Below are 25,805 nucleotides of genomic sequence, written 5' to 3'. Positions count from 1 at the left end.
TCACTTACGGCTTCGCTGGCGTCGTGGTCGCCGTCTTGCCGGACGGGTTACCAAAGAACCGGAAGAAATCCGAGTCCGGGCGCAGCAGGAAGCGGGTGTCGTTCGCGCGCAGCCCGGTCTCATAGGCCGCCATCGAACGGTAGAAGGCGAAGAAATCCGCGTCCTGGCCGTAGGCTTCGGCGAACAGACGGTTGCGCTCGGCATCGCCGACGCCGCGCGTCTGCTCGGCCAGCGACCTTGCATCCGCCTCGATCACAGTCGCCTCGCGGTCGGCCTTGGAGCGGATCTCCTGGGCCTTCTGGCCGCCCTGCGCGCGGAACTCGGCGGCTTCGCGCTCGCGTTCCGTCTTCATGCGCTGATAGACCGCCTGGCTGTTCTGCTCCGGCAGATCGGCGCGGCGGATCCGGACGTCGACGACCTGGATGCCGTAGCCGTCGGCCTCGTGGTCGAGCTGATCGCGGATGCGCTGCATCAGCTTCTCGCGGTCGTCGCGGACCACGTTGATGAAGGTGACCTCGCCGAGCACGCGGCGCAGCGCAGCGTTCAAGAGCGTGGTGAGCTGGATGTTGGCGGCCTGGATCGAGCCGATGCTCTGATAGAAGCGGAGCGCGTCCTTGATGCGGTAACGCGCGAAGGCGTCGACCACGAGCCGCTTCTGGTCGGACGCGATCGCTTCCTGCGACGGGTTCTCCAGATCGAGGATGCGCTTGTCGATGTTGATCACCGAATTCCACGGCGCCTTGAAGTGCAGGCCGGGAGCGGTAACGACATCGACGGGCTTGCCGAACTGCAGCACGATGGTCTGCTCGGTCTGCGCCACCGTGAACAGGGACATGTAGCCCACGATCACGACGAGCAGGAGGCCGAGCAGCGTGACGATACCTGTGACCGGAGATCTCATCGGTTGCCTCCGGTCGTCTGCTGGCCGGTTGCAGGCGGCCGCTTGGCCGTCAACTCGCTGAGCGGCAGATAAGGCACGACGCCCTGGCCCGACTGGCCGCCGTCATAAATGAGCTTTTCCGAACCGCCGAGCACGCGCTCCATCGTCTCCAGATAAATCCGTTCACGCGTCACGTCGGGCGCCTTCTTGTATTCCTCGTAAACCTTCAGGAAGCGCGAGCTCTGGCCCTTGGCCTCGGCGACGGTCTGCTCCCTGTAGCCTTCGGCGGCCTGCATGATCTGCGCCGCACGCCCGCGTGCCTGCGGCACGACCTGGTTGGCATACGTCTGCGCCTCGTTCTGCAGCTGCTCGAGATTGGCGCGCGCCGCCTGGACGTCGCGGAAGGCGTCGATCACCTGCGCCGGCGGGTCGACCTTCTGCATCTGCACCTGGCTGATCTGAATGCCGGCGCCGTAGCTGTCCAGGGTCTTCTGGATTAGTTCCTGCACGCCTTGTTCGGTAACGTTGCGCGCGCCGGTCAGGATCGGCTGGATCTGCGAGCGGCCGATCACCTCGCGCATCGCGCTCTCGGCGACCGCCTTCACGGTGCCTTCGGGATTCTGGATGTTGAAGAGGAAATCGCCGACGCCGTTGGGCTTGATGCGCCAGAGCACGGTGAAGTCGACGTCGACGATGTTCTCGTCGCCGGTCAGCATCAGGCTCTCTTCCGGCACGTCACGAATGGAGCGGCCGCGCCGCGCCGGGTCGTCGATCAGCGTCATGCCGATGGAGATGGTGGAAACGCGCAAGGCCTTTGGCAGCAGCACGGTCTCGATTGGATAGGGCAGATGGTAGTTCAGGCCGGGCTCCACGGTGCGGACATGCTTGCCGAAGCGCAGCACGACGCCGAGCTCTTCGGACTGCACCCGGAAGAAGCCCGACAGCAGCCAGAACGCGACGATGAGCAGCACGATCAGCGTGATGCCGATGCCGGAGAAATAGCCACCCGGCATGATCTGCTGGAGGCGATCCTGGCCGCGCCGCAGAAGATCTTCCAGATCCGGCGGCCTTGGCCCGACCGGTTGCGGGCCGTTGCCCCATGGTCCCTTCGGACCCGAGCCCCATGGGCCACCGCCCTGATTCTTCCACGGCATTCGACGCTCTCCTCGGCAGGGTGAAATTGCCCCCGCCCGCTTTGTCCGGTCCGGCTTTATAGGGGACAGGCAGGTCCCTTACAACGCAGCCCTCGCCGCCCTCCGAGCTAAGCTTGGGGGCAGAAAAGTCAATGTTAACATTGGCAAATGCGGTTAATGGCCTGCCCGCCGACGATATGTCACATAGGAGTAGTCGGCGCTGTCGTGGGGTCCGGCAGGATGACGGATGCGTTCAACCTCATCCCACTCTGCCCTGTCGATGTCGAAATGCGTGTCGCCTTCGGGCCGGGCATGCACTTCGGTGATCTCGAGGCGATCGGCGCGATCGAGCCATTGCCGAAAGATTTCGGCGCCGCCAATCACGGCGATCTCGGCGACCGAACGCCGCAGGGCATCGCCGCGCGCGATGGCGTCTGCGGCGGCAGTCGATGTCGTCACGATGGCGCCGGCGGCGCGATAATCCGCATCGCGCGTGACGACGATGTTGGTGCGGCCGGGAAGCGGCCGGGGCAGGGATTCGAAGGTCCTGCGGCCCATGATCACGGGCTTGCCGATCGTGAGCGCCTTGAAGCGCGCCATGTCGGATTTCATTCGCCACGGCATTGCGTTGCCGGCCCCGATGACGCCGTTCTCCGCGATCGCGACGACGAAGACGATCTCCATCAGGTCGCGCTCCCGGCAAGCCGCGTCAGCGCCGGACCGGTGACGCGGCACAGCGTCCAGTCCTCCAGCATGATGGCACCGAGCGATTTGTAGAACGCGATCGACGGCGCGTTCCAGTCAAGCACCGCCCATTGCAGCCGGGACCAGCCGTTCTCGACGCATTCCCTGGCGAGGTGCACGAGCAGAGCCTTGCCGAGGCCCCTGCCCCGATGCGATGGCCGCACATACAAATCTTCGAGATAGATGCCGTGGCGGCCGCTGAACGTCGAAAAATTCGCAAACCACACCGCGAAGCCGACCGGCTCGCCGTTCCACTCGGCGAGAGCGCAATGGAGTTGCGGTCGTTCGCCGAACAGTGCGTCGGCGATGTCAGCCTCGGTCGCCTCGACCTCGTGCGAAAGTTTTTCGTACTCGGCGAGCTCGCGGATGAAAGCGAGAACCAGCCCGGCCTCACCGGGACGCACACGGCGGATGTTGAGCTGCATCGACTTCAGACCGCGACCGCGGCCTTGATGTGCGGATGCGGATCGTAGCCGACGAGCTCGAAGTCCTCGTAACGGAAGGAGAAGATGTCCTTCACGTCGGGGTTGATCCGCATCACCGGCAGCGCGCGCGGTGCGCGCGTGAGCTGGAGCTTCGCCTGCTCCAGATGGTTGGAATAGAGATGGGTGTCACCGAACGAATGCACGAAGTCGCCGGGCTTCAAGCCCGTGACCTGCGCCACCATCATGGTGAGCAGTGCGTAGGAGGCGATGTTGAAGGGGACGCCGAGGAACACGTCGGCCGAACGCTGATAGAGCTGGCACGACAGCTTGCCGTTGGCGACATAGAACTGGAACAGGCAGTGGCACGGCGGCAACGCCATCTTGTCGACCTCGGCCGGATTCCAGGCCGAGACGATCAGGCGGCGCGAGTCCGGGTTGCGCTTGATCATGTCGATCACATTCGCGATCTGATCGATGCTGCGTCCGTCCGGCGCGGGCCAGGAGCGCCACTGGTGGCCGTAGACGGGGCCAAGATCGCCGTTGGCGTCGGCCCACTCGTCCCAGATGGTGACGCCGTTGTCGCGCAGATATTTGATGTTGGTATCGCCTTTCAGGAACCACAACAGTTCGTGCACGATCGCCTTCAGCGGCAGGCGCTTTGTCGTCAGCATCGGAAAACCGGCGGACAGGTTGAAGCGCATCTGATGGCCGAACACCGACAGCGTGCCGGTGCCGGTCCGGTCGGTCTTTTCGGCGCCGTCTGAAAGAATCCGCTCGAGCAGGTCCTGATACTGGTGCATGTGCGTGAGCCTTTGGGGAGGCGGCGAACTTAGCGGCCGCCCCCGCGCTGCGACAGCGGCGATTCGCCATCCATGCGCATTATACCCGGAAAAGTGAGCGCTCCCGGTGCAAACGACAAGGGGCGGAACTCAGCGTCCCGCCCCTTGTCTATCAGATTGATCCTGCTGGCCAACTTGCCGGCTTGGGTTCGGGTCACGGCGCGCCGACGCTGGCGGCGCCCCTAGTTTTCGGATTCGGTGAACACCTCGTCGCGCTTGGCACGCAACGCCGGCAGCACCGTGAGCACCAGGAGGAAAGCGGCGATGCCGAGCAGCACGGCCGACAGCGGACGCGTCAGGAACACGCTCCAGTCGCCGCGCGAGATCAGCAGCGCGCGGCGCAGGTTCTCTTCCATCAGCGGTCCGAGCACCATGCCGAGCAGCAGCGGCGCCGGCTCGAAATCGTGCTTGATCAGCCAGTAGCCGACCAGACCGAACACGCCTGCCAGGATGACGTCGACCGGCGCGTTGTTCACCGAGTAGATGCCGATCGCGCAGAAGATCACGATCGAGGGGAACATCAGCCGGTAAGGGACGCGCAACAGCCGCACCCAGATTCCGACCAGCGGCAGGTTGATGATGATCAGCATCAGATTGCCAATCCACATCGAGGCGATCATGCCCCAAACCAGCTCCGGCTGCTTCTGCATCACCTGCGGACCGGGCACGATGCCGTGGATGGTCATCGCGCCCACCATCAGCGCCATCACGGCATTGGGCGGGATGCCGAGTGTCAGCAGCGGGATGAAGGAGGTCTGCGCCGCGGCATTGTTGGCGCTTTCCGGCGCCGCCACGCCTTCGATCGCACCGCGGCCGAACCGCGACGGGTTCTTGGCGATCTTCTTCTCGAGCGTGTAGGACGCAAAGGACGCGATGACCGCGCCGCCGCCCGGCAGGATACCGAGGATCGATCCGAGCACGGTGCCGCGCAGGATCGCAGGCGCCGAGTCGATCAGGTCTTTCCTGGTCGGCATCAGGCCGGTGATCTTCTGCTGCACGAGGTCGCGGTTCATCTCGGCGCCGGCGTCGAGGTTGCGGATGATCTCGGCGAAGCCGAACACGCCCATCGCCACCGTCGCAAAGCCGAGACCGTCGGCAAGCTCCGGAATGTTGAACGCCATGCGCGAGGCGCCGGTCTCGATGTCGGAGCCGACCATCGACAGCATCAGGCCGAACACGATCATCGCGATCGCTTTCAGGACCGAGCCCTTGGCCAGCACCACCGCAAAGATCAGGCCGAGCACCATCAGCGAGAAATATTCCGCCGGGCCGAACGCCAGAGCGAGCTTGGTCAGCGGCGCACCGAGCACGGCGATGAGCACGGTCGCAACGCATCCGGCGAAGAACGAGCCGATCGCCGCGATCGCCAGCGCCGGGCCGGCACGGCCTTGCTTCGCCATCTGGTGACCGTCGATGGCGGTAACGACCGACGTCGCCTCACCGGGAATATTGACCAGGATCGAGGTGGTGGAGCCGCCGTACTGGGCACCATAATAGATGCCGGCGAGCATGATCAGCGCGCCGACCGGCGGCAATCCGAACGTGATCGGCAGGAGCATCGCCACGGTTGCGACGGTGCCGATACCGGGCAGCACGCCGACCAGTGTGCCAACCAATGCGCCAATCAGGCACATGAGAATATTGATCGAGATCGGGAGCGACAGACCGTAGAGCCACCAGGGTGACCACCAGGAGATCTGAAACACCACACCGAAACCAAGGCCCAGATTGTGGAAGAGATCGAACATCACACCCTCACTGAACCAGGAAGCGCGGGAACATCGGCATCGGCAGGCCTAGCACGTAGGGGAAGAGCAGCGCGCAGCCGAGCGTCAGGCAGGCGCCGACAATGAGCGCTTCGACCCAGCGTGTCTCATGCGTACCCATCGCCGCGATCATGAAGCTTGCGAACGCCGTTACCACCACCCCAAGCGGACGAATCGCCAGCGCGAAGAAGACGATCGAGAACATCACGAAGAGCGGCCCACGCCAGGCATAGTGCGCCATGCTGGGCCCGTCGGTCAGCAGCCCCGTCAACGCGATGCCGGCGCCAAGTGCGACGAGGAGCCCGCCAAACATCCGCGGCGCCGTGCCGGCGCCAAAGGAGAAGCCCCGCATCCCCTGCAAATCGCTAGAGGCCCACAGTGCGAACAAGGCGAGCGCCATCAGCACGATTCCGCCGACATAGTCCTGCGCGGACCTGATCGTCATGAAGAACGTGAGAATCGCCACCGCAAAGATCGGATAGGAATAGATCAGCGCCAGCAGCACATCGGATGACGCCTTCTTGGTGTCACCGCCGACCGCCCCGAGCAACGCGCCGGGCGCCCCCGCGAGCAGCGCAGTCGCGTGGCTGATGACGACGGCGGCCGGCCCGCGTCCAGCGCCCCAGCCAAAGATCGTCCCGAACGACCAGATGAATTCGAAAATCTGCGGCGCTATGGCCAGCAGACAAAAGCTGATCACCACCGAGGTGTTTCGGTTGGCTGTCGCCGAGTGGCCCATCGTATCGGCCATGCATGTCTCCTCCGCGACCCGTAAGCCACGAGCACTGTTGTTCTAATCGGCTGGAAATCGATGCCCCCGCCCGGATCCCTGCCTAGCCATTTTCATTACACAATGCCAGCAAAACCCAACAAGCCCCCGACGAGCAAAATCCATAGTGGATTGATGCGCGAGACGGATGCGACCACTGCAACCGTCGCGGTCAGAAGCAGCGCAGCAAGCGTACGATCGGTCGACTCGGCGAGGATCAGGGCGCTCGCCGCCATCAGGCCGATCGAGAGCGGAACCAGTGCAGCCTGGATCAGCCCGGGCCAGCGCGATTGGTTCGGCCGGTTGAGGAGCCGGCTGACATAATAGGCAAGCAACGCGGTGGGCAGGCACATGGCCAAAGTCGCCGCCAGGGCGCCGGGGATGCCGGCGACAGCATAGCCGATCAACGTGACGATAAGCACATTCGGACCTGGTGAGAGCTGCGCGATCGCATAGGCATCGGCGAACTGCTTGTCGGTCATCCAGTGATGCACATCGACCGCGATGCGGTGCATCTCGGGCACCGCCGCCGCGGCACCGCCGACCGCGAACAGCGACATCAGACCGAAGGTCGAGATCAGCCCCCAGATCGGGTTCTCCGCGTTCATGCTGCTACCTTCCGCCGCATCAGGAAAGTGGCGCCGACGCTGACGGGGATCGCGACCAAAAGCACGGCCTGGAGCGGCAGGCGAAGGACGCCGATGGCGAGGAACACGCCCAGCATCAGGATGAGCGCCAAGGCGTCCAGCCGCTTGAGCAGCGGCGTCATCATCCGGAAGACCACCGCGATCAAGAGGCCGACGGCCGCACAGGAAATGCCCGCGAGGATGCGGCGCAGCACGTCCACATCGCCGAACCGGGCGTAGATGATCGCGAGCACCGTCATGATCAGCGTGGGCGGCAGCAACAGCCCTGCAAAGGCGGCAATGCCGCCGGCGATCCCGCGCAGCCGCGCGCCGAACACCATCGAGAGATTGACGATGTTGGGCCCGGGCAGGAAATGGCAGAGCGCAAAAGTCTCGTTGAACTCGTCCGCCGTCATCCAGCGGTGCTGCTCGACGATGGCCTGCCGGGCGAATACCAAAACCCCTCCGAAGCCCGCCAGCGACATCCTGGCGAAGGCGAGGAACAGCGCGAGCAAGCCCGGCGGAACGGCGCTGGTGGCTGGACCGTCCGGCTCTTGAACTGGTTGTTGCGCGACCGGTGCGGAATCCTCGGACATGTCAGGAGCTTAGAACGCCGGCCGGCAGGCGGCCAAGCCTGCCGGGAACCTATCCAGAGGGAACCTCGGAATGATCCCTCGAAACACCTGTTATTTGAAACGTTTGCCCCCTATATTGGGAGTGCCGGTTCGCCGGCTATGGAAATAAACGGTCGTCGCAATAAACCATTCGGACCCGGGGGCGGTACCCGGCGCCTCCACCAAAGCCCACCAGCGGGCTGGCCCTGAAAGCGGGCTTTGGCGGGGGCGAAATAGGATCGACGAGGGCGTAAAGGGCGTTCTTTTTCCCGGTATTGTTCCGCCGTTATCGGGCTATGCAATAGTTGCCAACGACAACTTTGCTCCGGTTGCTCAGGCTGCGTAACGCAGTTTGAAAGACCATTCTGAAGTCCTAACGGGTTAAGCTCCGTTAGGCGGGGTTCGGAGGCACCTGGCAACAGAAGCCTCCACTTACCTCTTATTTCCTACCCCGCGGGGACTCCTGCTGACCCGTCAGGCGCGGTACTATTGCGACTTGGCGAGTCGGGCCGGCAGGGCCCAGCTCCTGGAATGCAACAGGACCACCATGGCGACCGATCATATCCGATACGATGTGCTGGCCCGCGACGCGCTGCGCGGCGTGTTGCGCAAGGTGCTGACCGACGCCGCGTCCCAGGGACTACCCGGCGAGCATCATTTCTTCATCACCTTCGTGTCGAAGGCGGAGGGCGTGAAGCTGTCGTCGCGGCTGCTGGCCCAATATCCAGAAGAGATGACGATCATCCTGCAGCACCAGTTCTGGGATTTGACCGTGCTCGAGGACCGCTTCGAGGTCGGCCTGTCTTTCGGCGGCATTCCGGAGCGGCTGATCGTGCCGTTCAGCGCCATCAAGAGCTTCCTTGATCCGTCCGTGAAATTCGGCCTCCAGTTCGACACCTCCGATGTCGCCGACGTCTCGGCCGAGACCTTGCCGGCCGCTCCCGCCCCGTCCGCGGTCGCGGTGGCCCCTGCCACTGACCCTGCGGAAGGCACTGAGGAGCCGGCGGCTCCGAACCAGGGCGGCGCCGAAGTCGTGCGATTGGATCGTTTCCGCAAGAAATGATCTAGATCGGGTCGGCGCCCGTCGCAGGCGGCCAAACTCCCTATATAGAGGCACATGATGAGGCCGCGCGGCATTTCGCGCGGCGGAATGGATGTGCTCATGGCCAAAACTTCCCTCTCGAAGACTTCCCCCTCGAAGACCGACGGCTCCTCGCGCCCGGCGACCCGCACCGAGACCGACAGCTTCGGCCCGATCGAGGTCCTCGCCGATCGTTATTGGGGCGCGCAGACCGAACGCTCGCGCCAGAATTTTCGCATCGGCATCGATCGCATGCCGATCTCGCTCGTGCATGCGCTCGGCATCGTCAAGCTCGCCGCAGCGCAGTCCAACCAGGAGCTCGGTTTGCTCGACCAGCGCCGCGCCAACGCCATCATCCGCGCTGCGCGCGAGGTGATCGAGGGCAAGCTGGACGATCATTTTCCGCTGGTGGTGTGGCAGACCGGCTCGGGCACCCAGAGCAACATGAATCTCAACGAGGTCATCGCCAACCGCGCCAATGAGATCCTGGGCGGCGAGCTTGGCGCCAAGAAGCCGGTGCATCCCAACGATCACGTCAACATGAGCCAGTCGTCGAACGACTCGTTCCCGACCGCGATGCATATCGCGGCGGCAAGCCGCATTACCGCCGATCTGGTCCCTGCCCTTGGCGAATTGCTGCGTGCACTGCGCAAGAAGGAGAAGGAGTTCGCAAAGATCGTCAAGATCGGCCGCACCCACACCCAGGACGCGACGCCGTTGACGCTCGGCCAGGAATTTTCCGGCTATGCCGCACAGGTCGAAAGCGGCATCGCCCGGCTCAAGGTCGCGGTGAAGGAGCTCTATCCGCTGGCGCAGGGCGGCACCGCCGTCGGCACCGGCCTCAATTCGAAGCCGCGCTTTGCAAAACTGTTCGCAAAGCACGTTGCCGGGATTACCAAGCTGCCGTTCACCAGCGCGGCCAACAAATTTGAGGCGCTGGCTTCGAACGACGCCTATGTATCGGCGCACGGCGCCATCAATTCGGTCGCGACAGGCCTGTTCAAGATCGCCAACGACATCCGCCTGCTCGGATCGGGTCCGCGTTCGGGCCTCGGCGAACTCATGCTGCCGGAGAACGAGCCGGGCTCCTCGATCATGCCGGGCAAGGTCAATCCGACGCAGTGCGAGGCGATGACGATGGTGTGCTGCCAGGTGTTCGGCAATCACACCGCGATCACGGTCGCCGGCAGCCAGGGCCATTTCGAGCTCAACGTCTATAAGCCCGTACTGGCCTACAACATGCTGCACTCGATCCGGCTGATGGCGGACGCCGCGCGCTCCTTCACCGAGCATTGCGTCAGCGGCATCCGCGCCGACGAGAAGCGCATCAAGGAACTGATGCAGCGCTCGCTGATGCTGGTGACGGCGCTCGCCCCCAAGATCGGCTACGACAACGCGGCCAAGGTGGCCAAGACGGCGCATGCCAACGGCACCACCCTGAAGGAAGAGGCGCTGCGGCTTGGCTTCGTCTCAAGCGAGGAATTCGACCGCCTGGTGCGCCCCGAGAAGATGACCAGCCCGGGATAAATTCCGAATTCCGATAGCCATCCGTAATGATACGGAGCCCCTAGCTCCATTAAATGTAGGGCTTAAAGGACGGGATTTGATTACCGTCAATGTCGCGGCGGGATTGCGTGTTACGTAGCCCCTCCGCCCCCACGGGGCGGAATTCATCGTTTGATGGCCCAAGGGTCGATTGACGAGGACAAGCGAATGGCGATCAAGTCTCATCGGGCGCAATTCGGCGCACAGTTTCTGAATGTTTCATCCTGCCCACGGAGGATCGGATGATGGAGACGCGACATGGCGAACGTCATCAACCTGAATCGTTTCCGGAAGCGCGCCGAGCGGGAAGCCACGGCGAAGCAGGCGGACGCCAACCGAACGAAGTTCGGCCGCACGAAGGCGGAGCGGTCGGCGGAGGAGACGCGCGCGGATCAGGCGAAGACGCACCTGGACCAGCACCGGATCGATTGCGAGGAGCAGCCATGAAGTCGCCCGTCGTGAAACGGTCGATCGTCGTCGCCGGCCACAAGACCAGTGTCAGCCTGGAAGAGGCGTTCTGGAACGGCATGAAGGAGATCTCGGGCCTGCGCAACATGACGCTGTCCGAGCTGGTCGGCGAGATCGACAGCAACCGCCAGCAGGGCAATCTGTCCTCGGCGATCCGCCTGTTCGTGCTCGACTACTTCAAGAGCCGCGCCATGGCCGCCATCCAGGCGGAAAAGGTCCCGGCCCAGTAGCCGTCTTTGCGCCGATCCTTGATGCCGATCCTGGCGCCGATCGCTTCTGTCACGAAGCTGGTACTTTAAAATCACTCTAAGGTGCAGTTTCAGCGACCGAGCGCGCTTGACCTCGATGCCCTGCGTTGAAAATACAGGGCATGACCGACATCCATGATACGCGTCCGCAGATGCCGCTGGGCCTGGCCCAGCGCGGCTATACCGGCGTCATCCAGCACCTTTCCCCCAAGGACGCAGGCTCGGCACTCTCGGACATCGAACTCGAGAGTCGGCTGATCGAGCTCGGCTTCGTCGAGGGCGCGCGGGTCGAGATCCTGCACGAGGGGTTGGTCGGCCGCGACCCGATCGCCGTGCGGGTCGACAGCATCACCATCGCGGTCCGCCGTCGCGAAGCCATGGCCATTATCGTCGCCTGAAGCGACCGGACCCCAATTCCATGGAAGCACCCCTGCTGCATCTCGCCCTGGTCGGCACGCCAAACAGCGGCAAGACCTCGCTGTTCAATGCGCTGACCGGCAGCCGGCAGAAGGTCGCGAACTATCCCGGCGTCACCGTCGAGCGCAAGGAAGGCTTCTTCGTCACGCCCTTGGGACGCCAGGTCTCCGTGGTCGACCTGCCGGGCACCTATTCGCTGCGCGGACGGAGCCCGGACGAGGAGATCACCCGGGACTTCGTGCTCGGCAAGGCCACCGGCGAGATCGTGCCCGACCTCGTGCTGTGCGTGGCGGACTCGACCAATCTGCGCCTGACCATCCGCCTGCTGCTGGAGCTCAAGCGCACCGGCCGGCCGATGATCCTCGTGCTCAACATGTTCGACATCGCGACCCGCCGCGGCATCACTGTCGACGTCGAGCGGCTCGCCAAGGAGCTCGGCGTGCCCGTGGTCACCTCGATCGCGGTGCGCAAGGGCGGCACGGCCGACCTGCTGTCGCTGACCGACGAGATTTCGGCAAAGCTCGCCGCCGAGCCGGGAGAGAACAATTGGCGGGCGCTCAGCGTGGCCGACTTGCGCGCCACCCAGCGCGAAGCCGACCGCATCATCGCCGACTGCGTCAGCCTGCCCAGCCGGCCCGACACCTGGACGGCGCGGATCGACGCGGTCGTGCTGCATCCCGTCGGGGGGCTGATCGTGCTCGCGGCGATCCTGTTCGTGATGTTCCAGGCGGTGTTCGCCTGGGCGCAGCCGCTGATGGAGTTGCTCAATTCCGGCTTCGACTCCCTCGGCGAGTTCGTGCACGCGACCTTACCCGCCGGCCTGCTGCAGAGCTTCCTTCAGAACGGCGTGATCTCAGGCGTCGGCAGCGTCATCGTGTTCCTTCCGCAGATTATCATCATCTTCCTGTTTATCCTGCTGCTGGAAGATTTCGGCTACATGGCGCGCGCCGCGTTCCTGATGGACCGCATCATGGGCGGCGCCGGCCTGCACGGCCGCGCCTTCATTCCGCTGCTGTCGAGCTTCGCCTGCGCCATCCCCGGCATCATGGCGACGCGCGTGATCGACAACAAGCGCGACCGGCTGACCACGATCCTGATCGCGCCGCTGATGACCTGCTCGGCGCGCATTCCCGTCTACACGCTGATCATCTCCGCCTTCATTCCGGCCAAAGACGTCTGGGGCTTCATCAACCTCCAGGGCCTCGTGATGTTCGGCCTCTACGCTGCCGGCATCATCAGCGCGCTGCTGGTCTCGTTTCTCATCAAATTCTTCATGCTGCGCGACTATGCGCCGGCGCCGTTCATGCTGGAGCTGCCGGACTACAAGATGCCGCGGCTGAAATCGATCGCGATCGGCGTCTACACGCGGGCCAAGATGTTCCTGCACCGCGCCGGCACCACGATCTTCTCGATGATGGTGCTGATCTGGTTCCTGGCCTCGTTCCCGCAGCCGCCCGCAGGCGCCACCGAACCGGCGATCGATTTCAGCCTCGCTGCGATCATCGGCAAGGCACTCGAGCCGCTGCTGGCGCCGGTCGGCTTCAATTGGCAGATCGCGGTCGCGCTGATCCCCGGCATGGCGGCGCGCGAGGTCGCGGTCGCGGCGCTCGGCACCGTCTATGCGATCGAAGGCGGCAAGGAAGCGGCCGAGCAGATCGGCCAGGTGCTGGCGACGAAATGGTCGCTCGCGACCGCGCTGTCGATGCTTGCCTGGTACATCTTTGCCCCGCAATGCGCATCGACGCTGGCCGTGATCCGGCGCGAGACCGGAAGCTGGACCTGGATGGCCGTCACCTTCTTCTACATGCTGGTGCTGGCCTATGCCGCGAGCCTTCTGACCTACAATGTCGCGGTCGCGTTCGGGGCGGGGTAGGCCCCAAACAAAAAACTGCGAAAACAACCCCATGCACAGTAGACGGGTGTTGTGAAATCAATGACTTACACTTGTGCGAAAATCGTCCGGCCGCAGGGCTGCGCCAGTTGCTCCGTCGGGCAAAACAGGAGCATGATGCCATCATCGCCACGACCGACCATATCTGGCGTCAAGCCGGTTTATGCGCCAGCACCGTTCCAATCCGCTCCTTCTTGAGCGCGAACTGCGCGGCCAATGCGAGGCCGAATGCCAGGCAGAACGTCGTCCCAGCCGCAATGAAGCGCAGCTTATTGGTTTCCCAGATTGCCCCCTCCTGTGCCATCAGCGACAGCAGTTGGGGCAGAAGCAAGAACACATTGGTTGCCGCAAAGCCGAAGCAATTGAACAGCCGCCACGCGACCGTTCGCATCGAATTGTCGATGTCCGGCAGATCGGAGCAGCTCTGCCTGTCGAGATAGTACGAAATATAGACTGTCACGAGCGCCGGCCCGAGGCCCCACCGCAACATCGCAAAGTAAAGGCTGGCAAGGGACATTTCCCGCAAATTGCCCTCGCCAAAGTTATGCACGGCCAACGTCAGACCAGCGGGCCCTACGGCGAGCGCGACCAGGAAGCTCCAGCAATAAGTGGTGAGGTGGGACTGATCTGAATCGCTTCCCAGAGATGACATCGCAAATCGAAGCAAGAGAACGACGACGATTGCCAATCCATAATTGCAAAGCGAATACATGACCCATGCAATCGAGCGATTGGGGTCCTGCGCCCAGACGACGCCTCTGCCTTGCAGCACGTCATAAATCACGGCCGAAATGGTCACGCCCAGATAAACGGAGCAGATCAAGGCAATGATATAGACGATCCAGTACCGTAGCGGATTGTCGTGAATGGGCGCATCGATTTCGATGCCGAATTTGCTGGCCTCATTGCGCAGGTCGATGCGGGAGCCGTTGCGATAGATCAGGTAACACGCGACAAGCCGGGCAAATCGGTTGTAGAGGTCCTTGATCAGTTGCGTGGCCTGGGGCGCAGCAAGGCCCGTCAACGTCCCAGCCTTCCACTGGCTCATCGTCGGCGCCCCCTGCTGGAAGTCTGCCATCAGCTTGTCGAAACCAAAGCTGTCCTCGGTGAAGAAGGTGGCGTCATCTCCGGTGTCGCGTCCCTGCGTCAGCCACCATTTCATGTAACAGATTTCCGCCCACATCCGATCCGGGGTGTTCGGATCCTTGCGGAAGTCCTGATCGACGACATCTGGAGAATTCGCGATGACTTTCGAGAGCACCTCCTGCGGCACACGCAGCGAAAAGCGGATTTGCGCCATGATCTGCTTCGCGAGCTGAGGCACGCTGATCCAGCTCTGGATCACATCGCGCACCATCAGCAGGACGTTCCATTGAGCCTCCTTCGTCAGGAGGAACAGATACACGATCCCCATTGCGGCGACGACGGTCAGGTACGGAGCAGACTGACTTTTCGCAGCCTCTATGAAGGCTACTGGAAATGCAGGAACCAGCGGCGCCAGGGCAATGACGTCGCGGTTCTCATGGATGAGAAGAAGGAAGAAGCCGCATGAGAATACGACAAAGATGAACCCGCCCAATCGATACTGCTGCCGGGTCGTCATGTATCGCGGGAAAGTCGGGACTTCGGCAATGTTGACCGCGCGGCCAAAAGCCTGCCAGGCCAACCGGCCTGCCACCACCAGGCCCAACAACGTGATGGACCAGCGCACCAGCGAAGGAACCAGGTCGGACGCGGCGTCACGGACCTGATCTGCGGAGGCTTGTGTCGATAGTAAAATGGAAATGACAATTCCCAACACGATGCTAGCCATAGCCTGAACTCCCTCTTGAGCGAGATAGTTCGAACGGGCCGCTCTACGCGGAATTAGGCGTACCGTAAATCCGGAGCGACCACGTGTGTGTGAACCAATTCACATCCTCTGGACGTTTTCGTGCAGCTCTCTCTCTGAAGAGGCACAATGCCTTGCCCGCAAGAAAATCGCCGGACCGCATCCGGAAAGAGCCTCGCACAATCAGCGCTATCAGCTGTTCGCCGGTTGCACCGTCGCGCAAAACAGGCGCATGATGGTATTGTCGGAGAATTGGCGCGACGCTTCGTGACGGCAAGCTAGGCCGGCGTAGCACGCCTTCTCAGCCGCGGGCCGGGCTCGCCGGAAACGTCGCGGTGAACACCGTTTCATCTCGCATCGACGACGCGACGATCAACCCGCCATGGGCGCGCGCGATCTCTTGGGCAATGTACAGTCCGAGCCCAAGCCCTTTCTGGTTCGGCAGAACGTCGCCGCGATCGAACGCAGTGAAAAGGCGCGGGATCGCATCAGCCGGAATTGGCGCGCCTTTGTTGGCAACGCTGAGATCAAAGCCAGCGCCGGTCGTCTGCGCCAGCACCCTGATCGGCTTGTCGGCGGCGCCATAGGAAATCGCGTTGCCGAGAAGATTGGACAGCATCTGACCTATGCGGTCGGCGTCGATTCTCACAGGTCCCGGAACGTTGACGACCGTTTCGATGACGCGATCCGGGTGCACGTTCTCGAACTCCGCGACGATTTGCCTGATGACAGGCTCGAGTGGCTGTTCTTTCAACTTGAGCTGCATCCCGGCGCCGAGCCGCGCGCGGGCGAAGTCCATGACATTGTCGATCAGGCCCGCCATCCGGCCCACGCTTCCCTGCAGGAGGTTGATCCAGTTCTTCCCCTCGTCATCGACCTTCTTGTTCAGAAGCCGCAGGCCGCCCTGGATCGAGGCAAGAGGGTTTCGGAGGTCGTGACCGAGCACGGCGATGAACTGCTCGCGCAGTTCCGCATTGCGTTGTTCCAGCGCGAGCCTGTTCTCGATCAGTTCGACGCGCTCGGCCGCGTCGAGATGAGACGCGATCAGCTCGGCAAAAAGCTTGAACATGCCGATGACTTCGGGAGTCCGAAGCTTGCGCGGCTTCGGATCGATCGCACAAAGAGTTCCGAAGAATGAACCGTCGGGCAGAATGATCGGCACGGAGATGTAGCTTTGGAAGCCATATTGTGCAGGCGTGTGATGCTTGCAGTAGCCGGCGTCTTTGCTGACATTCTCGATGACGACCGCCTCGCGGCTCTGCCGGATCTCATGGCAGATCATGGTCTCGACCTTGAGCTCGTCACCGGGTTTCAGCCCGAACGCAAGTTCGTCACGCGAGGCACATGTGATCCACCTGTCCTCGGTGACGCGGGCAACGGCCGTAAACCCCATGCCGGTGGTCCGGCTGACCACGTCGAGGATGGTCGAGACCGCAGCGATCCCGCTGATCTTGGCTATGTCGCGCTCGAAATCCATTGCCACTCCGCTTGGGAACATTCGCCCCGGGCCGGCCGCCCAACTGAAAGCGCGTCCTTGCAACGGTGAAAAGCACTGCCAGCCAAGTCATTCCGCGTCAATGTTACTCGACGCCCCACCTCGGAAGCGGCTATCTGTTCCCAATGGAACATTTCAGAACGGCGAGGCTCAGCGCCGAAAGGCTTCGTGAAAATCATCTCGCCGACCTCGTCGCGTTGCATCTCGATGCCGAGGTTTCGCGCTATCTCGGCGGCGTCCGTTCGGCGGAGAAGACGAAGACCTATCTCGACGCCAATATGGCGCATTGGGATCAGCATGGCTTCGGTCTGTGGGTGCTGCGAACGAAAGACGGGGCATTCGCCGGGCGAGCGGGCATCAGGCATATCCTCGTGGACGATGTCGACGAGATCGAGATTGCCTACGCGTTCAAGCGCGAATTCTGGGGCCGTGGCCTTGCAAGCGAGACCGCGACCGCACTCACCGATATTGGACTGTTACACCATGAGCTGCCGTCCCTCATTGGCCTGGTCTATGTCGGCAATGGCGCATCGCGCCGAGTTCTGGAGAAGTCCAACTATCTCCTCGAGCGAACCACGTTCCGTCACGGCGAGAACGGCGTCCTCTACCGGATCCGGCGGTGAGAGACGGCCTGACGATCACCCGGTGCGCAGCCGGACAACCGATTGCGGCAGGGAGGCCAGAAACAACACCGCGCAAACGCACAGCAGGACGATGTCCTTGAACAGAAATTCGCCGGTCAGATTCCACGCCATCGGATCGGATGAAAGGCTCCATTTGACCACACCGGGCGTCGTGAAGAAGAACGACCAGGTGATCGCAAAGGTCACCATGCCCATGAATGAACCGAGGGCGGACGAAACCGGGCTGAAGCTGCCTGCCGCGAGCAGCGCCGCAATCACGAATTCAGCGACACCGAGGACATAGGCCTCTCCCCTCAGGCCGAACACCGACAGCCAGGAGATGAACGGGCTGTTGCTGATGAACTGCGCGATGCCCTGCGCAGATTGCGGCGTGAATTTCTGCATGCCAAACGATACGAAGATGATCACCATGACCCAGCGCAGAATGGCAAGAGGACGATAGGAACCGCCCCCGACCTCAGCGACGTTGAACTCTTTCATCCGACCATGTCTCCCCGGTTTCACATCCATCAGCTCTGCGAGACTACGCTCGCTGAAGGCTGTACGAAGGGGAGCTTCGGTCGTTACCCGCGTCGGCCGGTTCCGGAGATCACAGCTGCGTGCGATGCGCGTGTTCGCGGGATGGCCGCCCGGTCTGGGGCTGTCGGCGCGTTAATGTGCCGTTGAAGGAGCGACGGCGGTGCCCTGCGCTCGCAATGACGGTGTGGAAACAGCCGCTATCGCGCGGATGGAGCGGACGCCCGCGGAGTCTACCTGAAATACCCGAGCACGAGATCGACATCCGCGCTGCCGGCCGCCGTGCCGTTCAGCTCGGCGTCGATGACGCGGCGGCAAGCCTCGATCGCGGCATGGTCGCCGAGGTCGTTGGCGGCTTCCAGCACGAGCCATGCCGCATCGACCGAGGCCTGGTCCGCTGCTCCGCCGCCGATCTCGCCGGCTGCGGCGTTGTTGAGGTTCTTCTTGCGAACTGCGGTGCCGAATTGAGGCAACATTGAAAATACTCCCTGCCAATTCCCGGATGATGCTCGGTGTACCTGTTCGGTGTACCGCTCAGTGCACCTGCAGCTCGGGCTGACGACCCGTGACGGGATCGGTGCCGGTCTTGCGCGATTGGTAGAACTTCAAGACGCTGCGCGAGGTCTCGATCTTGAGCTTGCCGAAATCGCGCTCGTTGTCGTGGAGCTCGCGCGCCGTGATCAGATGATCCTTGGCGCCGAGGAACAGCAGCGACATGGTGGTGTCCCAGGAGAAGTCGAGCGCCTTGCACAGCACCAGGATCATCTCGCGATTGCGGTCCATCATCGCGCGCTCGATCACGTCGACCGGCAGCGACGACAACAGCGACAGGCCGATCTGCACCTCGTCGGACCGGTGCTGGCGAGCATAGTTCGAGATCGAGTCCTGGTTGAGGTTGCCCTGCCGGTACTGCGTCGTCACCACGCGCTTGGCAACGAAATAGCTGCGCGAGGACGGGCCGAACTTGGACTGCAGATCGCCGGTGACGTCGCTTACCGAGCTCTGGATCTGCGCCATCATTTCCGGGCGCTCGTGCTCGAGCCGGCGACGGACGTCCTCCGACGCCTTCGAGATCAGTTGCTGGAAGATGTGACGCGGCACGTCCTTGCGCAGGCCAAGCTGCTCGGCGAGAATCGAGTCACCCTCGGCGCGGCGGACCATGTGGAGCAGACCCGAACCTGAAAAGCGCGCGCCCTCGTTTTTGGCGACCGACGTCACGACCTCCTGGTCGCCGCGCTTGACCAGCACGTCGGTGACGGCCTCGCCGATCGACTTGCGCTGGGCGATCGCGAGCAGATGCGACTGGCTCTTGGTCATGGCGCTCTCGACCAGCAGCTTCTCGTCGATACGATTGGAATCGCGCAGCACGGGACCGGCGACCTCGATTTCGTCGGCGATCGCGAGTTGCGCAATGACATTGAGCGGAGCGTGATCGCAGGCTGCCATCACCTCGGAGAGCTGCACCCGTGCGGCGACCTCGATCTCGTCGGCGAGCCGGCCGATGACTTCGCCGAACGTGCTGATCTCGTCGTCGCTGTAGCGACCGGTGATCAGAATGTCGGTCGCATGCCACAACGCCTTGGTCCGGCTTTCGTCGGTGCCGCGTGCGATTGCGTCGTCCAGATCCTGCAGAAGTGTTGTCGCGCCGTTCATCCCGATGACCCCAGTTCTTGGCTGGCCATCCTGCTTGTGCCGGCAGGACGCCGAGTTCCTCTGGGAACAGAGGCTAGGGAACAAACGCGAGAATCCGGTAAAGTCGGCAGATCAGTTTTGCCGCGGAAAATTCGATAAAAAGCGAGAGAATGAGTTTACCGGTACGTCACGAGGAAGCTGCGCCCCCTCTCCCGCTTGCGGGAGAGGGTTGGGGTGAGGGTGTCTCTCCGGCGTCATGGCCGGGCTTGTCCCGGCCATCCACGTCTCACCGCCTGGGACGGAGAACGTGGATGCCCGGGACAAGCCCGGGCATGACGGACTATCGCCTACGGATTTGACGGCGTCAGCACCAGCGGCGGCTTTGGCTTGGGCTTTGCGGGCGGCGGGCCCGGGGCCGGCCTGACGTCGATCGGCGGAGGCAGCGGCGCGATCTGCGTGCTTGCAAGCGGCGGGCTTGGTGCCGCGGGAGCGGCCTGCGGCGCCTTTGGCGTCGGCGCAACCCTGATATCGGACTTGGGCTTCGGCGGCGGCGCACGGCGCGGATCGCGGCCGGGCATCGGCACATCCGTGAGCGACGGCTCCGGCGCCGGTTCGGGCGACACCAGCGTCGGCAACGCGGCGGTGGCCGGCGGCGGCTCGCCGCGCTCGATGGCGTCCAGCCGGCGCGTCTCGCGATCGATCGTGCGTACCGCGAGCCACGACGACAGCGGCCCAAGATCGACGGTGCGATTGAGCCTGTCGGGGGGACCGGCCGCGAACAGCTGGATTTCGGGCGGCGCGCCGGAGAGCCCGGTCATGATCGGCGTCAGGCTGGCACGGATGTCGGCCTGGTCGGCGGGGATGTCGTAACCGCCGGAGACGATGGCACGCGCGTTCTTCGCCTCTAGCGACGTTGCGCCGACGCGCAGGCGCCCGTCCCGGATCGTGAACGGGATCTGCGCCGAGGCCACTGCAATCGGACCCGCCGACAGCGCGGGCTCGACCAGCTGCCGCAGCCGATTGTCGTCGGCAATTTGGCCGCCGTCGCTGGCGCGGATGGCGATTTCGAAGGCGCGTGGATTGAGGCCGGAGATTTCAGCGGATTCGAGCGTCACCGTACCGTTGCCGGCGAGCGCACCGGTGAGCGCCGCGACGCTACGGCCCTGGCTGGTCAGCGCCATCTGCGCCGAGGCTCGTCCCTTCGGCAGCGCGAGGTCGCGGTAGCGCAGCGCCGCCGCGTCGACATTGCCGAGCTCGATGCGCGCGTTGAGCGTCAGACCATTGGCGCCATTGCGCGCATCAAGGCTCGCCGACATCTCGCCGCCGCCGACGCCGCCCTTCATTGCGTCGAGCGCGAGCGACTGACCGTCGCTCCGGACCGTACCGCCGAAGGGGCGCAGCTCGATGCCGCCGGGCAACGTGCCGTGCAACGCCTGGAAGGCGACGCGGCCGCGCCAGCCGCCGAGAAGCCCGGCACTCAGCGGCGCATTGGCATCGTGTCCGGCCGCGCCGATGGCCATCGCGAGCGCGGGCACGAGGTCGAGCGTATCGAGGCCGACTTCGCCGTCGACGGTCTTCTCCTGATCGAGCGTCACCGCCAGATGACCGCGCAAATGCGAGCCGGCCAGGGTGCTCTCGAGATCGTTGAAGGTCAGGCGGTTGCCGGAGAGGCCGACGCGCGAGGACAGATTGACGCTCTGCACCGATTTATCGGCCGGGCTGGTCCCGAACAGCGGCCCCAGATTGGCGTTGCGCACGCGCAAATTTACGCTGCCTTTCGGCTCCGACAATTCGACGTTGCCTTGTGCGTCCGCATCCAGCCCGCCGCCGCTAAGCTTGGCATTCAATTGCAGCTGATGGCGCCACGCGCCGCTCAAGCGGCCTTCGAACTGCGAAGCGCCCTCGCCTGCGGCCACCACGCGATCGAGCCCGAGCAACGCCAGCAGTGCACTGGCTTGCGGTGTCGCGACTTTCGAGTCCAGCGTGAAGTCGCTGTTGCGCAAGCGGTCGACGTCGATGCCGTTGACGGCGGCCACCGGCGTCTGCGCAGCCAGCGTCGCGGTGGCCTTGAGCTGCGGCGCGTCGAGTTCGAGGACAGCGCGCGCGTCGTTGCGATCGGCGTGCTCGGCGTTCTTGTCGAGGCTGAGGTCGAGCTTCAGGCGGGTCGCAGCCGGCAGCGACGGGATGGCGTCGAAGCGCGCGCGCACCGATGGCGCAAACGGCTCGAGCAGTGCAGTGAGATCGCGCAGCGAATTGGCGGAGGATTTCAGCGCGAGCTTGCCCGTGGCCTTGGCGCGGTCGAAGCTGCCACTTGCTTCCGTGGTCACGCCACTGGCCTGGCCGAACCGCAACTGCTCCAGCGAGAGCGATGCGGGGCCGTAGCCGAGTTTCGCGGTGAACGGCCGCAGCTCCTGCCCGGCCGAGATCGCGCGGCCGATATCGAGCGACAGCTTCGCTTCCTCCGGCCATTCGCCCTGCGGTCCCGAAAGCGCGCGCACAAAACTTGCGGCCGCATCGAGGTCAAGGCGGTCGGCCTTGAGCTCCGCGTCGATCCGCGAGCCCTTGCTCGCGCCGGTCTGGACGAAAGCGATGCGGCCTTCGACCGCGCCGCCGTCGATCTCGGCCTTCAGCCTGTCGATGGCGAAATGGTTGGCGGCGATGGTCACGTCACCGGCAAGGCGCAGCGGCCGCGTGCTGCGGCGGTTGACCTCGCTGCGGCCCTGGAGCCAGGCCACTAGCGTATCGGGATCGGAGGAATCGACGCTGAGACGGCCGCTGAAGCTGTCGGCGCCGGGCGTCGCGCCGTTGAGCGAGAGCTGCGTCTGTCCCGGCGCGCGCAGCTCGAGCCGCTGGAAGGTCCAGGATCGTCCGTCGGTCGCAAGCTCGGCCGTGATGTTCTGGAGCGGCCGTGCGCCGAGCATGATCTGGTCGGAGTTGAACTCGATCTGTGCCGGGATCGGCGCCTGCGGGATTGCGGCGAGGCCTGCGCGGAGCGCCGGAAGGATGCGCTGCGGCTCGTCCTTGCCGGTCAGCTTGTCGGCATCGACCTGGCGCGCCGACAGCACCGCACGCAGCAGCGGCGAAGCCCCGAACCTGATATCGCCGACGCCGCCGAGCTTCAGCGCGGAGTCTTCGGACCCGAAGCTGGCGTCGACCTGCTCGAACTTGGCGCCGGCCGGATCAGCCTTGAGTTTCGTCGTGAGCTTCCAGGGCATCGGCCCCGCCTCGCCCGGCTTCTTCGGCGCCGGCACGGCGAACGTCAGCGCGCCCTCGAATTTCGGCAGGCGGTTGTCGAAGGCGAGCACGCCTTCGAGATCGGCGAGGATCGCGCGCTCGCCGGGATCGATGTTGAGGTGGAGGCGGGTGGCATTGCCGTCGGCGCTCGGGCCGGAGGAGACGCGGAACGGATAGCGCACGCCGCTGAGGGCAAAACTGCCGTCGCCCCGGACCGAGCCGGCCAGCGAGCGCACATCGCCGGAGAAAGCGATGTCGTTGAGCTCCAGTGTCGAATGGCTGGCGGCATCATGCAGGGCGATGCGACCGGTGAGATTCAGCCGCTCGATCGCCAGCGATGCCAGATTGAAGCTCCCGCTCGCGGTGGACGGCAGATCGACCCGCCCGCGCGCGTCGAGGCCGAGATCGACCGCCATGCCATTGACCGAAAGCTCGGTGGCGCGCCATTCGCCGCGCATCAGCGAGCTCAGGCTGAATTCGACATCGAGCTTGTCGGCGCGCAGGCGGCCGAGATCGTTGTTGCCGCCGAAGGTGACCGCGCGCAGCCGCAGCGTCGGCGCCGGCAACAGCCGCGCGTCGAGCTCGCCCGCCACCCGCACCGGCACGCCGATGATCCTGCCGGCCTCTGCTTCGAACTGGGGCCTGAACTGGTTCCAGTCGACGAAGTACGGTCCGATCAGAGCGGCCAGCAGCGCTAAGATAAAGGCAATCGCCAATCCGAGCAGCGTCGTCTGCACGGGTCTCCCCTCGGCCAAACCGGATGCGGGCCTTGCCTGAGCCGCAGGGCCTCAGACGTACCGGAACAGCCCCTTATATAGGGGGAAGTGTGGCGAAGTCACAGCGACTGTTGCGCGCGGAGGTTAACGCCGGCAGCCATCACCAGCTCGCAGGCAGCCGCTTCAGGCCGCGCAGCACGAAGGTCGGCCGCCATTCGGGGTTTTCGACGTCGTCGATGCGCAGGTCGGGCAGCCGACGCAACAGCGTGGCGATGGCGATCTCGGCCTCGAGGCGGGCCAATTGGGCCCCCAGGCAGAAATGGATGCCACCGCCGAACGACAGCGGCCTCACATTCTGGCGGGTGACGTCGAGCCGGTCGGGGCGGTCAGGATAGACCGCCGGGTCGCGGTTGGCCGAGCCCAGCAGGCAGAGCACGGTCTCGCCCTTGGGGATCTTGGCGCCGCCGAGATCGTCGATATCCTCCAGCGCGACCCGCCCGGTCATCTGCACCGAGGAATCGTAGCGCAGAAACTCCTCGATCGCGCCCACCATCAGGTCCGGCCGCGCCTTCAAAAGCGCGAGCTGGTCCGGATTGCGATGCAGCGCCAGCAGGCCGTTGCCGATCAGATTGACCGTGGTCTCGTGGCCGGCGCCGAACAACAGGATGATGTTGGCGGTCAGTTCCTCGTTGGTGAGCTTGTTGCCGTCTTCCTCGGCCTGCACCAGCTGGGTAATGAGATCGTCGCCGGGATTTTTGCGACGAAGCTCGAACAGCTGCTGGAAATACATCTGCGCCATCATGTTGCCGGCGTTGCCCTTGGCGATCTCCTCCGGCGACAGCGGCACGGGATCGAGCAGCCGTCCGCCATCGCGCGAGCTGTTATAGAAAGTCTCGCGATGGTCCTCGGGGATGCCGAGCATGTCGCAGATGATGGTGACAGGCAGGCGGAAGGCGAAGTCTTCGATCAGGTCCATGTGGCCGCGGTCGATCACGGCATCGATGGTCTGGTCGACGATCTCCTGGATGCGTGGCCGCATGTCCTCGACGCGGCGGGCGGTGAAGGCCTTCACGACGAGGCCGCGCAGGCGGGTGTGGTCAGGCGGATCGGCCTGCAGCATCCAGTGGCTCATGCTGCGGAAGACCGGCTCCTCCATGATCTTCTCGCTATAGCGGCGCTTGGAGCGCTCGACGAAATCCTTGCCAAAACGCTTGTCGCGCATCACGAGGCTGACATCGGCATGGCGGCTGGCGACGAACTGGCCGAACGGCGTCACGTGAATCGGGTAGATCGCGCGGAGCCGGTCATAATGCGGATAGGGATCGCGGATGAAGTCCGGCGACAGCGGGTTGAACAGCGGACCGCCGGTGCCCTGCACGTGCTCGTTCATGGTGACCTCATATCGGTTGCCGCATGAATCGCATACGCCGCAGCCCCTCTTGCGCAGCGTAACCATCCCGGAATTATCAACTGGATACATTGTTGTATCGAGTTGCATTTTGCCCTAAACTGCCCCGATGTCAAGGGTGAGAACCAGGCCGACCAGGGACGACACGCGCGACAGGCTGTTCGAGGCGGCGGCGCGCGTGTTCGAGCAGGACGGCATCGGCGGCGCCAGCATCGAGGCGATCGCGGCGGCGGCCGGATTTAGCCGCGGCGCGTTCTATTCCAACTTCAAGAGCAAGGACGAGCTGATTATCGCCATGCTCGAGGAGCATGTCGCGCAGTCGATCCGGCGCAACATGGACATCCTCGCGCAGCACGACAATCTCGACGACTTCATCGCGGCGCTGAAGGCGATGGATCGCACAAGGCAGGATCCGCTCGGCCGCTCGCCGCTGCTCCACATGGAGATGATCCTGTTTGTCGCCCGCGCCGAGAAGCGCCGACCGGAGCTTGCAAAGCGCCTGCGCGCGCGGCGCAAGCTGGTCGCCGACATCATCGAGGCAACGCTGAAGAGCAACGCGAAGGGCGACACGCTCAATCCCCCCTGGATGGCCTCCGTCGTGCTGGCATTGGAAGACGGCTTTCGCCTGCACCGCCTGATCGATCCGGAGACGACGCCGGCCGACAGTTTTCTGCGCGCGATCACGGATCTGCGGCGCAGGACGGGATTGTCGTTGAAGTAGCGTTTGTTTTCTTCAGATCGTCGCGCTTCGCTGTTCCCGCTCGGCATCGGCGCGCCGCGCCGCTGGAACCTCGTCGCAATTCTCGCGCGCATTTTCCACATCCTCATACCGATCCAAGGAACGTTTCTGCAGCTTGCCACTTTATCCCGTGCCTGTTTTGGC

General features: G+C 63.9%; 24 protein-coding genes and 1 other RNA gene. 9 read left to right on the top strand and 16 right to left on the bottom strand.

Annotated features, from left to right (window positions below; genetic code table 11):
• Nucleotides 1–4: 4 nt before the first annotated feature.
• From IVB07_RS10285 to IVB07_RS10245, 9 genes are all read right to left on the bottom strand, one after another.
• A complete protein-coding gene (locus IVB07_RS10285) occupies nt 5–901 on the bottom strand; it encodes a protease modulator HflC (protein ID WP_018454336.1) in 897 nt (298 codons plus the stop codon).
• Nucleotides 898–2,034: an FtsH protease activity modulator HflK gene (gene hflK, locus IVB07_RS10280; RefSeq protein ID WP_007600977.1), complete on the bottom strand. Its 1,137-nt coding sequence runs from the start codon at nt 2,032–2,034 to the stop codon at nt 898–900. Before hflK ends, IVB07_RS10285 begins: the two co-directional genes overlap by 4 nt.
• Before the next feature lie 153 nt (nt 2,035–2,187).
• On the bottom strand, nt 2,188–2,697 hold the full coding sequence (locus IVB07_RS10275; RefSeq protein ID WP_018454335.1) for a dihydrofolate reductase: 510 nt from the start codon (nt 2,695–2,697) through the stop codon (nt 2,188–2,190).
• Nucleotides 2,697–3,182 (bottom strand): GNAT family N-acetyltransferase, encoded by a 486-nt coding sequence (locus IVB07_RS10270; RefSeq protein ID WP_018454334.1) that lies wholly within the window; start codon nt 3,180–3,182, stop codon nt 2,697–2,699. Before IVB07_RS10270 ends, IVB07_RS10275 begins: the two co-directional genes overlap by 1 nt.
• Before the next feature lie 5 nt (nt 3,183–3,187).
• Nucleotides 3,188–3,982 carry a thymidylate synthase gene (locus IVB07_RS10265; RefSeq protein WP_007613362.1) on the bottom strand — a complete coding sequence of 265 codons (795 nt, stop codon included), beginning with the start codon at nt 3,980–3,982 and terminating at the stop codon, nt 3,188–3,190.
• Nucleotides 3,983–4,203: 221 nt separating this feature from the next.
• Entirely contained in the window at nt 4,204–5,769 is a 1,566-nt protein-coding gene (locus tag IVB07_RS10260; RefSeq protein ID WP_018454333.1) for a tripartite tricarboxylate transporter permease, read from the bottom strand.
• 7 nt (nt 5,770–5,776) lie between these two features.
• The gene (locus IVB07_RS10255; protein WP_018454332.1) at nt 5,777–6,538 is read right to left on the bottom strand and encodes a tripartite tricarboxylate transporter TctB family protein; all 762 of its coding nucleotides are present in this window, start codon (nt 6,536–6,538) and stop codon (nt 5,777–5,779) included.
• 95 nt (nt 6,539–6,633) lie between these two features.
• The gene (locus IVB07_RS10250) at nt 6,634–7,164 is read right to left on the bottom strand and encodes a chromate transporter (RefSeq protein ID WP_018454331.1); all 531 of its coding nucleotides are present in this window, start codon (nt 7,162–7,164) and stop codon (nt 6,634–6,636) included.
• Nucleotides 7,161–7,778, bottom strand: coding sequence for a chromate transporter (locus IVB07_RS10245; RefSeq protein WP_018454330.1), 618 nt, complete (start codon nt 7,776–7,778; stop codon nt 7,161–7,163). Before IVB07_RS10245 ends, IVB07_RS10250 begins: the two co-directional genes overlap by 4 nt.
• 84 nt (nt 7,779–7,862) lie before the next feature.
• On the opposite strand from IVB07_RS10245, the gene ssrA reads away from it, so the two are divergent.
• From ssrA to IVB07_RS10210, 7 genes are all read left to right on the top strand, one after another.
• Nucleotides 7,863–8,229: a transfer-messenger RNA gene (gene ssrA, locus IVB07_RS10240) on the top strand.
• Nucleotides 8,230–8,343: 114 nt separating this feature from the next.
• Nucleotides 8,344–8,859 (top strand): ClpXP protease specificity-enhancing factor SspB, encoded by a 516-nt coding sequence (locus tag IVB07_RS10235; RefSeq protein ID WP_018454329.1) that lies wholly within the window; start codon nt 8,344–8,346, stop codon nt 8,857–8,859.
• A 99-nt stretch (nt 8,860–8,958) separates the two neighbouring features.
• Nucleotides 8,959–10,404: a class II fumarate hydratase gene (fumC, locus tag IVB07_RS10230; RefSeq protein WP_244561280.1), complete on the top strand. Its 1,446-nt coding sequence runs from the start codon at nt 8,959–8,961 to the stop codon at nt 10,402–10,404.
• Between the two features lie 276 nt (nt 10,405–10,680).
• Entirely contained in the window at nt 10,681–10,869 is a 189-nt protein-coding gene (locus IVB07_RS10225; protein ID WP_018454327.1) for a DUF4169 family protein, read from the top strand.
• Nucleotides 10,866–11,120 (top strand): ribbon-helix-helix domain-containing protein, encoded by a 255-nt coding sequence (locus tag IVB07_RS10220; RefSeq protein WP_018454326.1) that lies wholly within the window; start codon nt 10,866–10,868, stop codon nt 11,118–11,120. Before IVB07_RS10225 ends, IVB07_RS10220 begins: the two co-directional genes overlap by 4 nt.
• 140 nt (nt 11,121–11,260) lie before the next feature.
• Entirely contained in the window at nt 11,261–11,536 is a 276-nt protein-coding gene (locus IVB07_RS10215) for a FeoA family protein (protein ID WP_018454325.1), read from the top strand.
• Between the two features lie 20 nt (nt 11,537–11,556).
• On the top strand, nt 11,557–13,428 hold the full coding sequence (locus IVB07_RS10210) for a ferrous iron transporter B (protein ID WP_018454324.1): 1,872 nt from the start codon (nt 11,557–11,559) through the stop codon (nt 13,426–13,428).
• A 169-nt stretch (nt 13,429–13,597) separates the two neighbouring features.
• On the opposite strand, the gene IVB07_RS10205 is transcribed toward IVB07_RS10210, so the two are convergent.
• A complete protein-coding gene (locus IVB07_RS10205; RefSeq protein ID WP_018454323.1) occupies nt 13,598–15,259 on the bottom strand; it encodes a hypothetical protein in 1,662 nt (553 codons plus the stop codon).
• 319 nt (nt 15,260–15,578) lie between these two features.
• A complete protein-coding gene (locus tag IVB07_RS10200; RefSeq protein ID WP_247376521.1) occupies nt 15,579–16,754 on the bottom strand; it encodes a GAF domain-containing sensor histidine kinase in 1,176 nt (391 codons plus the stop codon).
• 143 nt (nt 16,755–16,897) lie between these two features.
• On the opposite strand from IVB07_RS10200, the gene IVB07_RS10195 reads away from it, so the two are divergent.
• A complete protein-coding gene (locus IVB07_RS10195; protein WP_018454321.1) occupies nt 16,898–17,395 on the top strand; it encodes a GNAT family N-acetyltransferase in 498 nt (165 codons plus the stop codon).
• Nucleotides 17,396–17,410: 15 nt separating this feature from the next.
• Here IVB07_RS10195 and IVB07_RS10190 read toward each other — a convergent pair whose 3' ends face one another.
• The 5 genes from IVB07_RS10190 to IVB07_RS10170 all read right to left on the bottom strand — a co-directional run bounded on the left by IVB07_RS10190 (nt 17,411) and on the right by IVB07_RS10170 (nt 24,904).
• Nucleotides 17,411–17,896 (bottom strand): DUF417 family protein, encoded by a 486-nt coding sequence (locus IVB07_RS10190; RefSeq protein WP_085360657.1) that lies wholly within the window; start codon nt 17,894–17,896, stop codon nt 17,411–17,413.
• Nucleotides 17,897–18,165: 269 nt separating this feature from the next.
• Nucleotides 18,166–18,408 carry a hypothetical protein gene (locus tag IVB07_RS10185; protein ID WP_018454319.1) on the bottom strand — a complete coding sequence of 81 codons (243 nt, stop codon included), beginning with the start codon at nt 18,406–18,408 and terminating at the stop codon, nt 18,166–18,168.
• Between the two features lie 58 nt (nt 18,409–18,466).
• On the bottom strand, nt 18,467–19,585 hold the full coding sequence (locus IVB07_RS10180; protein ID WP_018454318.1) for a DUF2336 domain-containing protein: 1,119 nt from the start codon (nt 19,583–19,585) through the stop codon (nt 18,467–18,469).
• Nucleotides 19,586–19,911: 326 nt separating this feature from the next.
• A complete protein-coding gene (locus IVB07_RS10175; protein WP_018454317.1) occupies nt 19,912–23,535 on the bottom strand; it encodes an AsmA-like C-terminal region-containing protein in 3,624 nt (1,207 codons plus the stop codon).
• A 139-nt stretch (nt 23,536–23,674) separates the two neighbouring features.
• The gene (locus IVB07_RS10170) at nt 23,675–24,904 is read right to left on the bottom strand and encodes a cytochrome P450 (protein WP_018454316.1); all 1,230 of its coding nucleotides are present in this window, start codon (nt 24,902–24,904) and stop codon (nt 23,675–23,677) included.
• 127 nt (nt 24,905–25,031) lie between these two features.
• Here IVB07_RS10170 and IVB07_RS10165 point away from each other — a divergent pair, with 127 nt between their 5' ends.
• Entirely contained in the window at nt 25,032–25,643 is a 612-nt protein-coding gene (locus IVB07_RS10165; protein ID WP_018454315.1) for a TetR/AcrR family transcriptional regulator, read from the top strand.
• Nucleotides 25,644–25,805 lie beyond the last annotated feature (162 nt).

This window comes from Bradyrhizobium sp. 172 (genome assembly GCF_023101065.1).
GTDB lineage: Bacteria > Pseudomonadota > Alphaproteobacteria > Rhizobiales > Xanthobacteraceae > Bradyrhizobium > Bradyrhizobium canariense_D.
The sequence above is the reverse complement of the archived record's forward strand: the minus strand, read 5'-3'. Positions and strand labels throughout refer to the sequence as shown.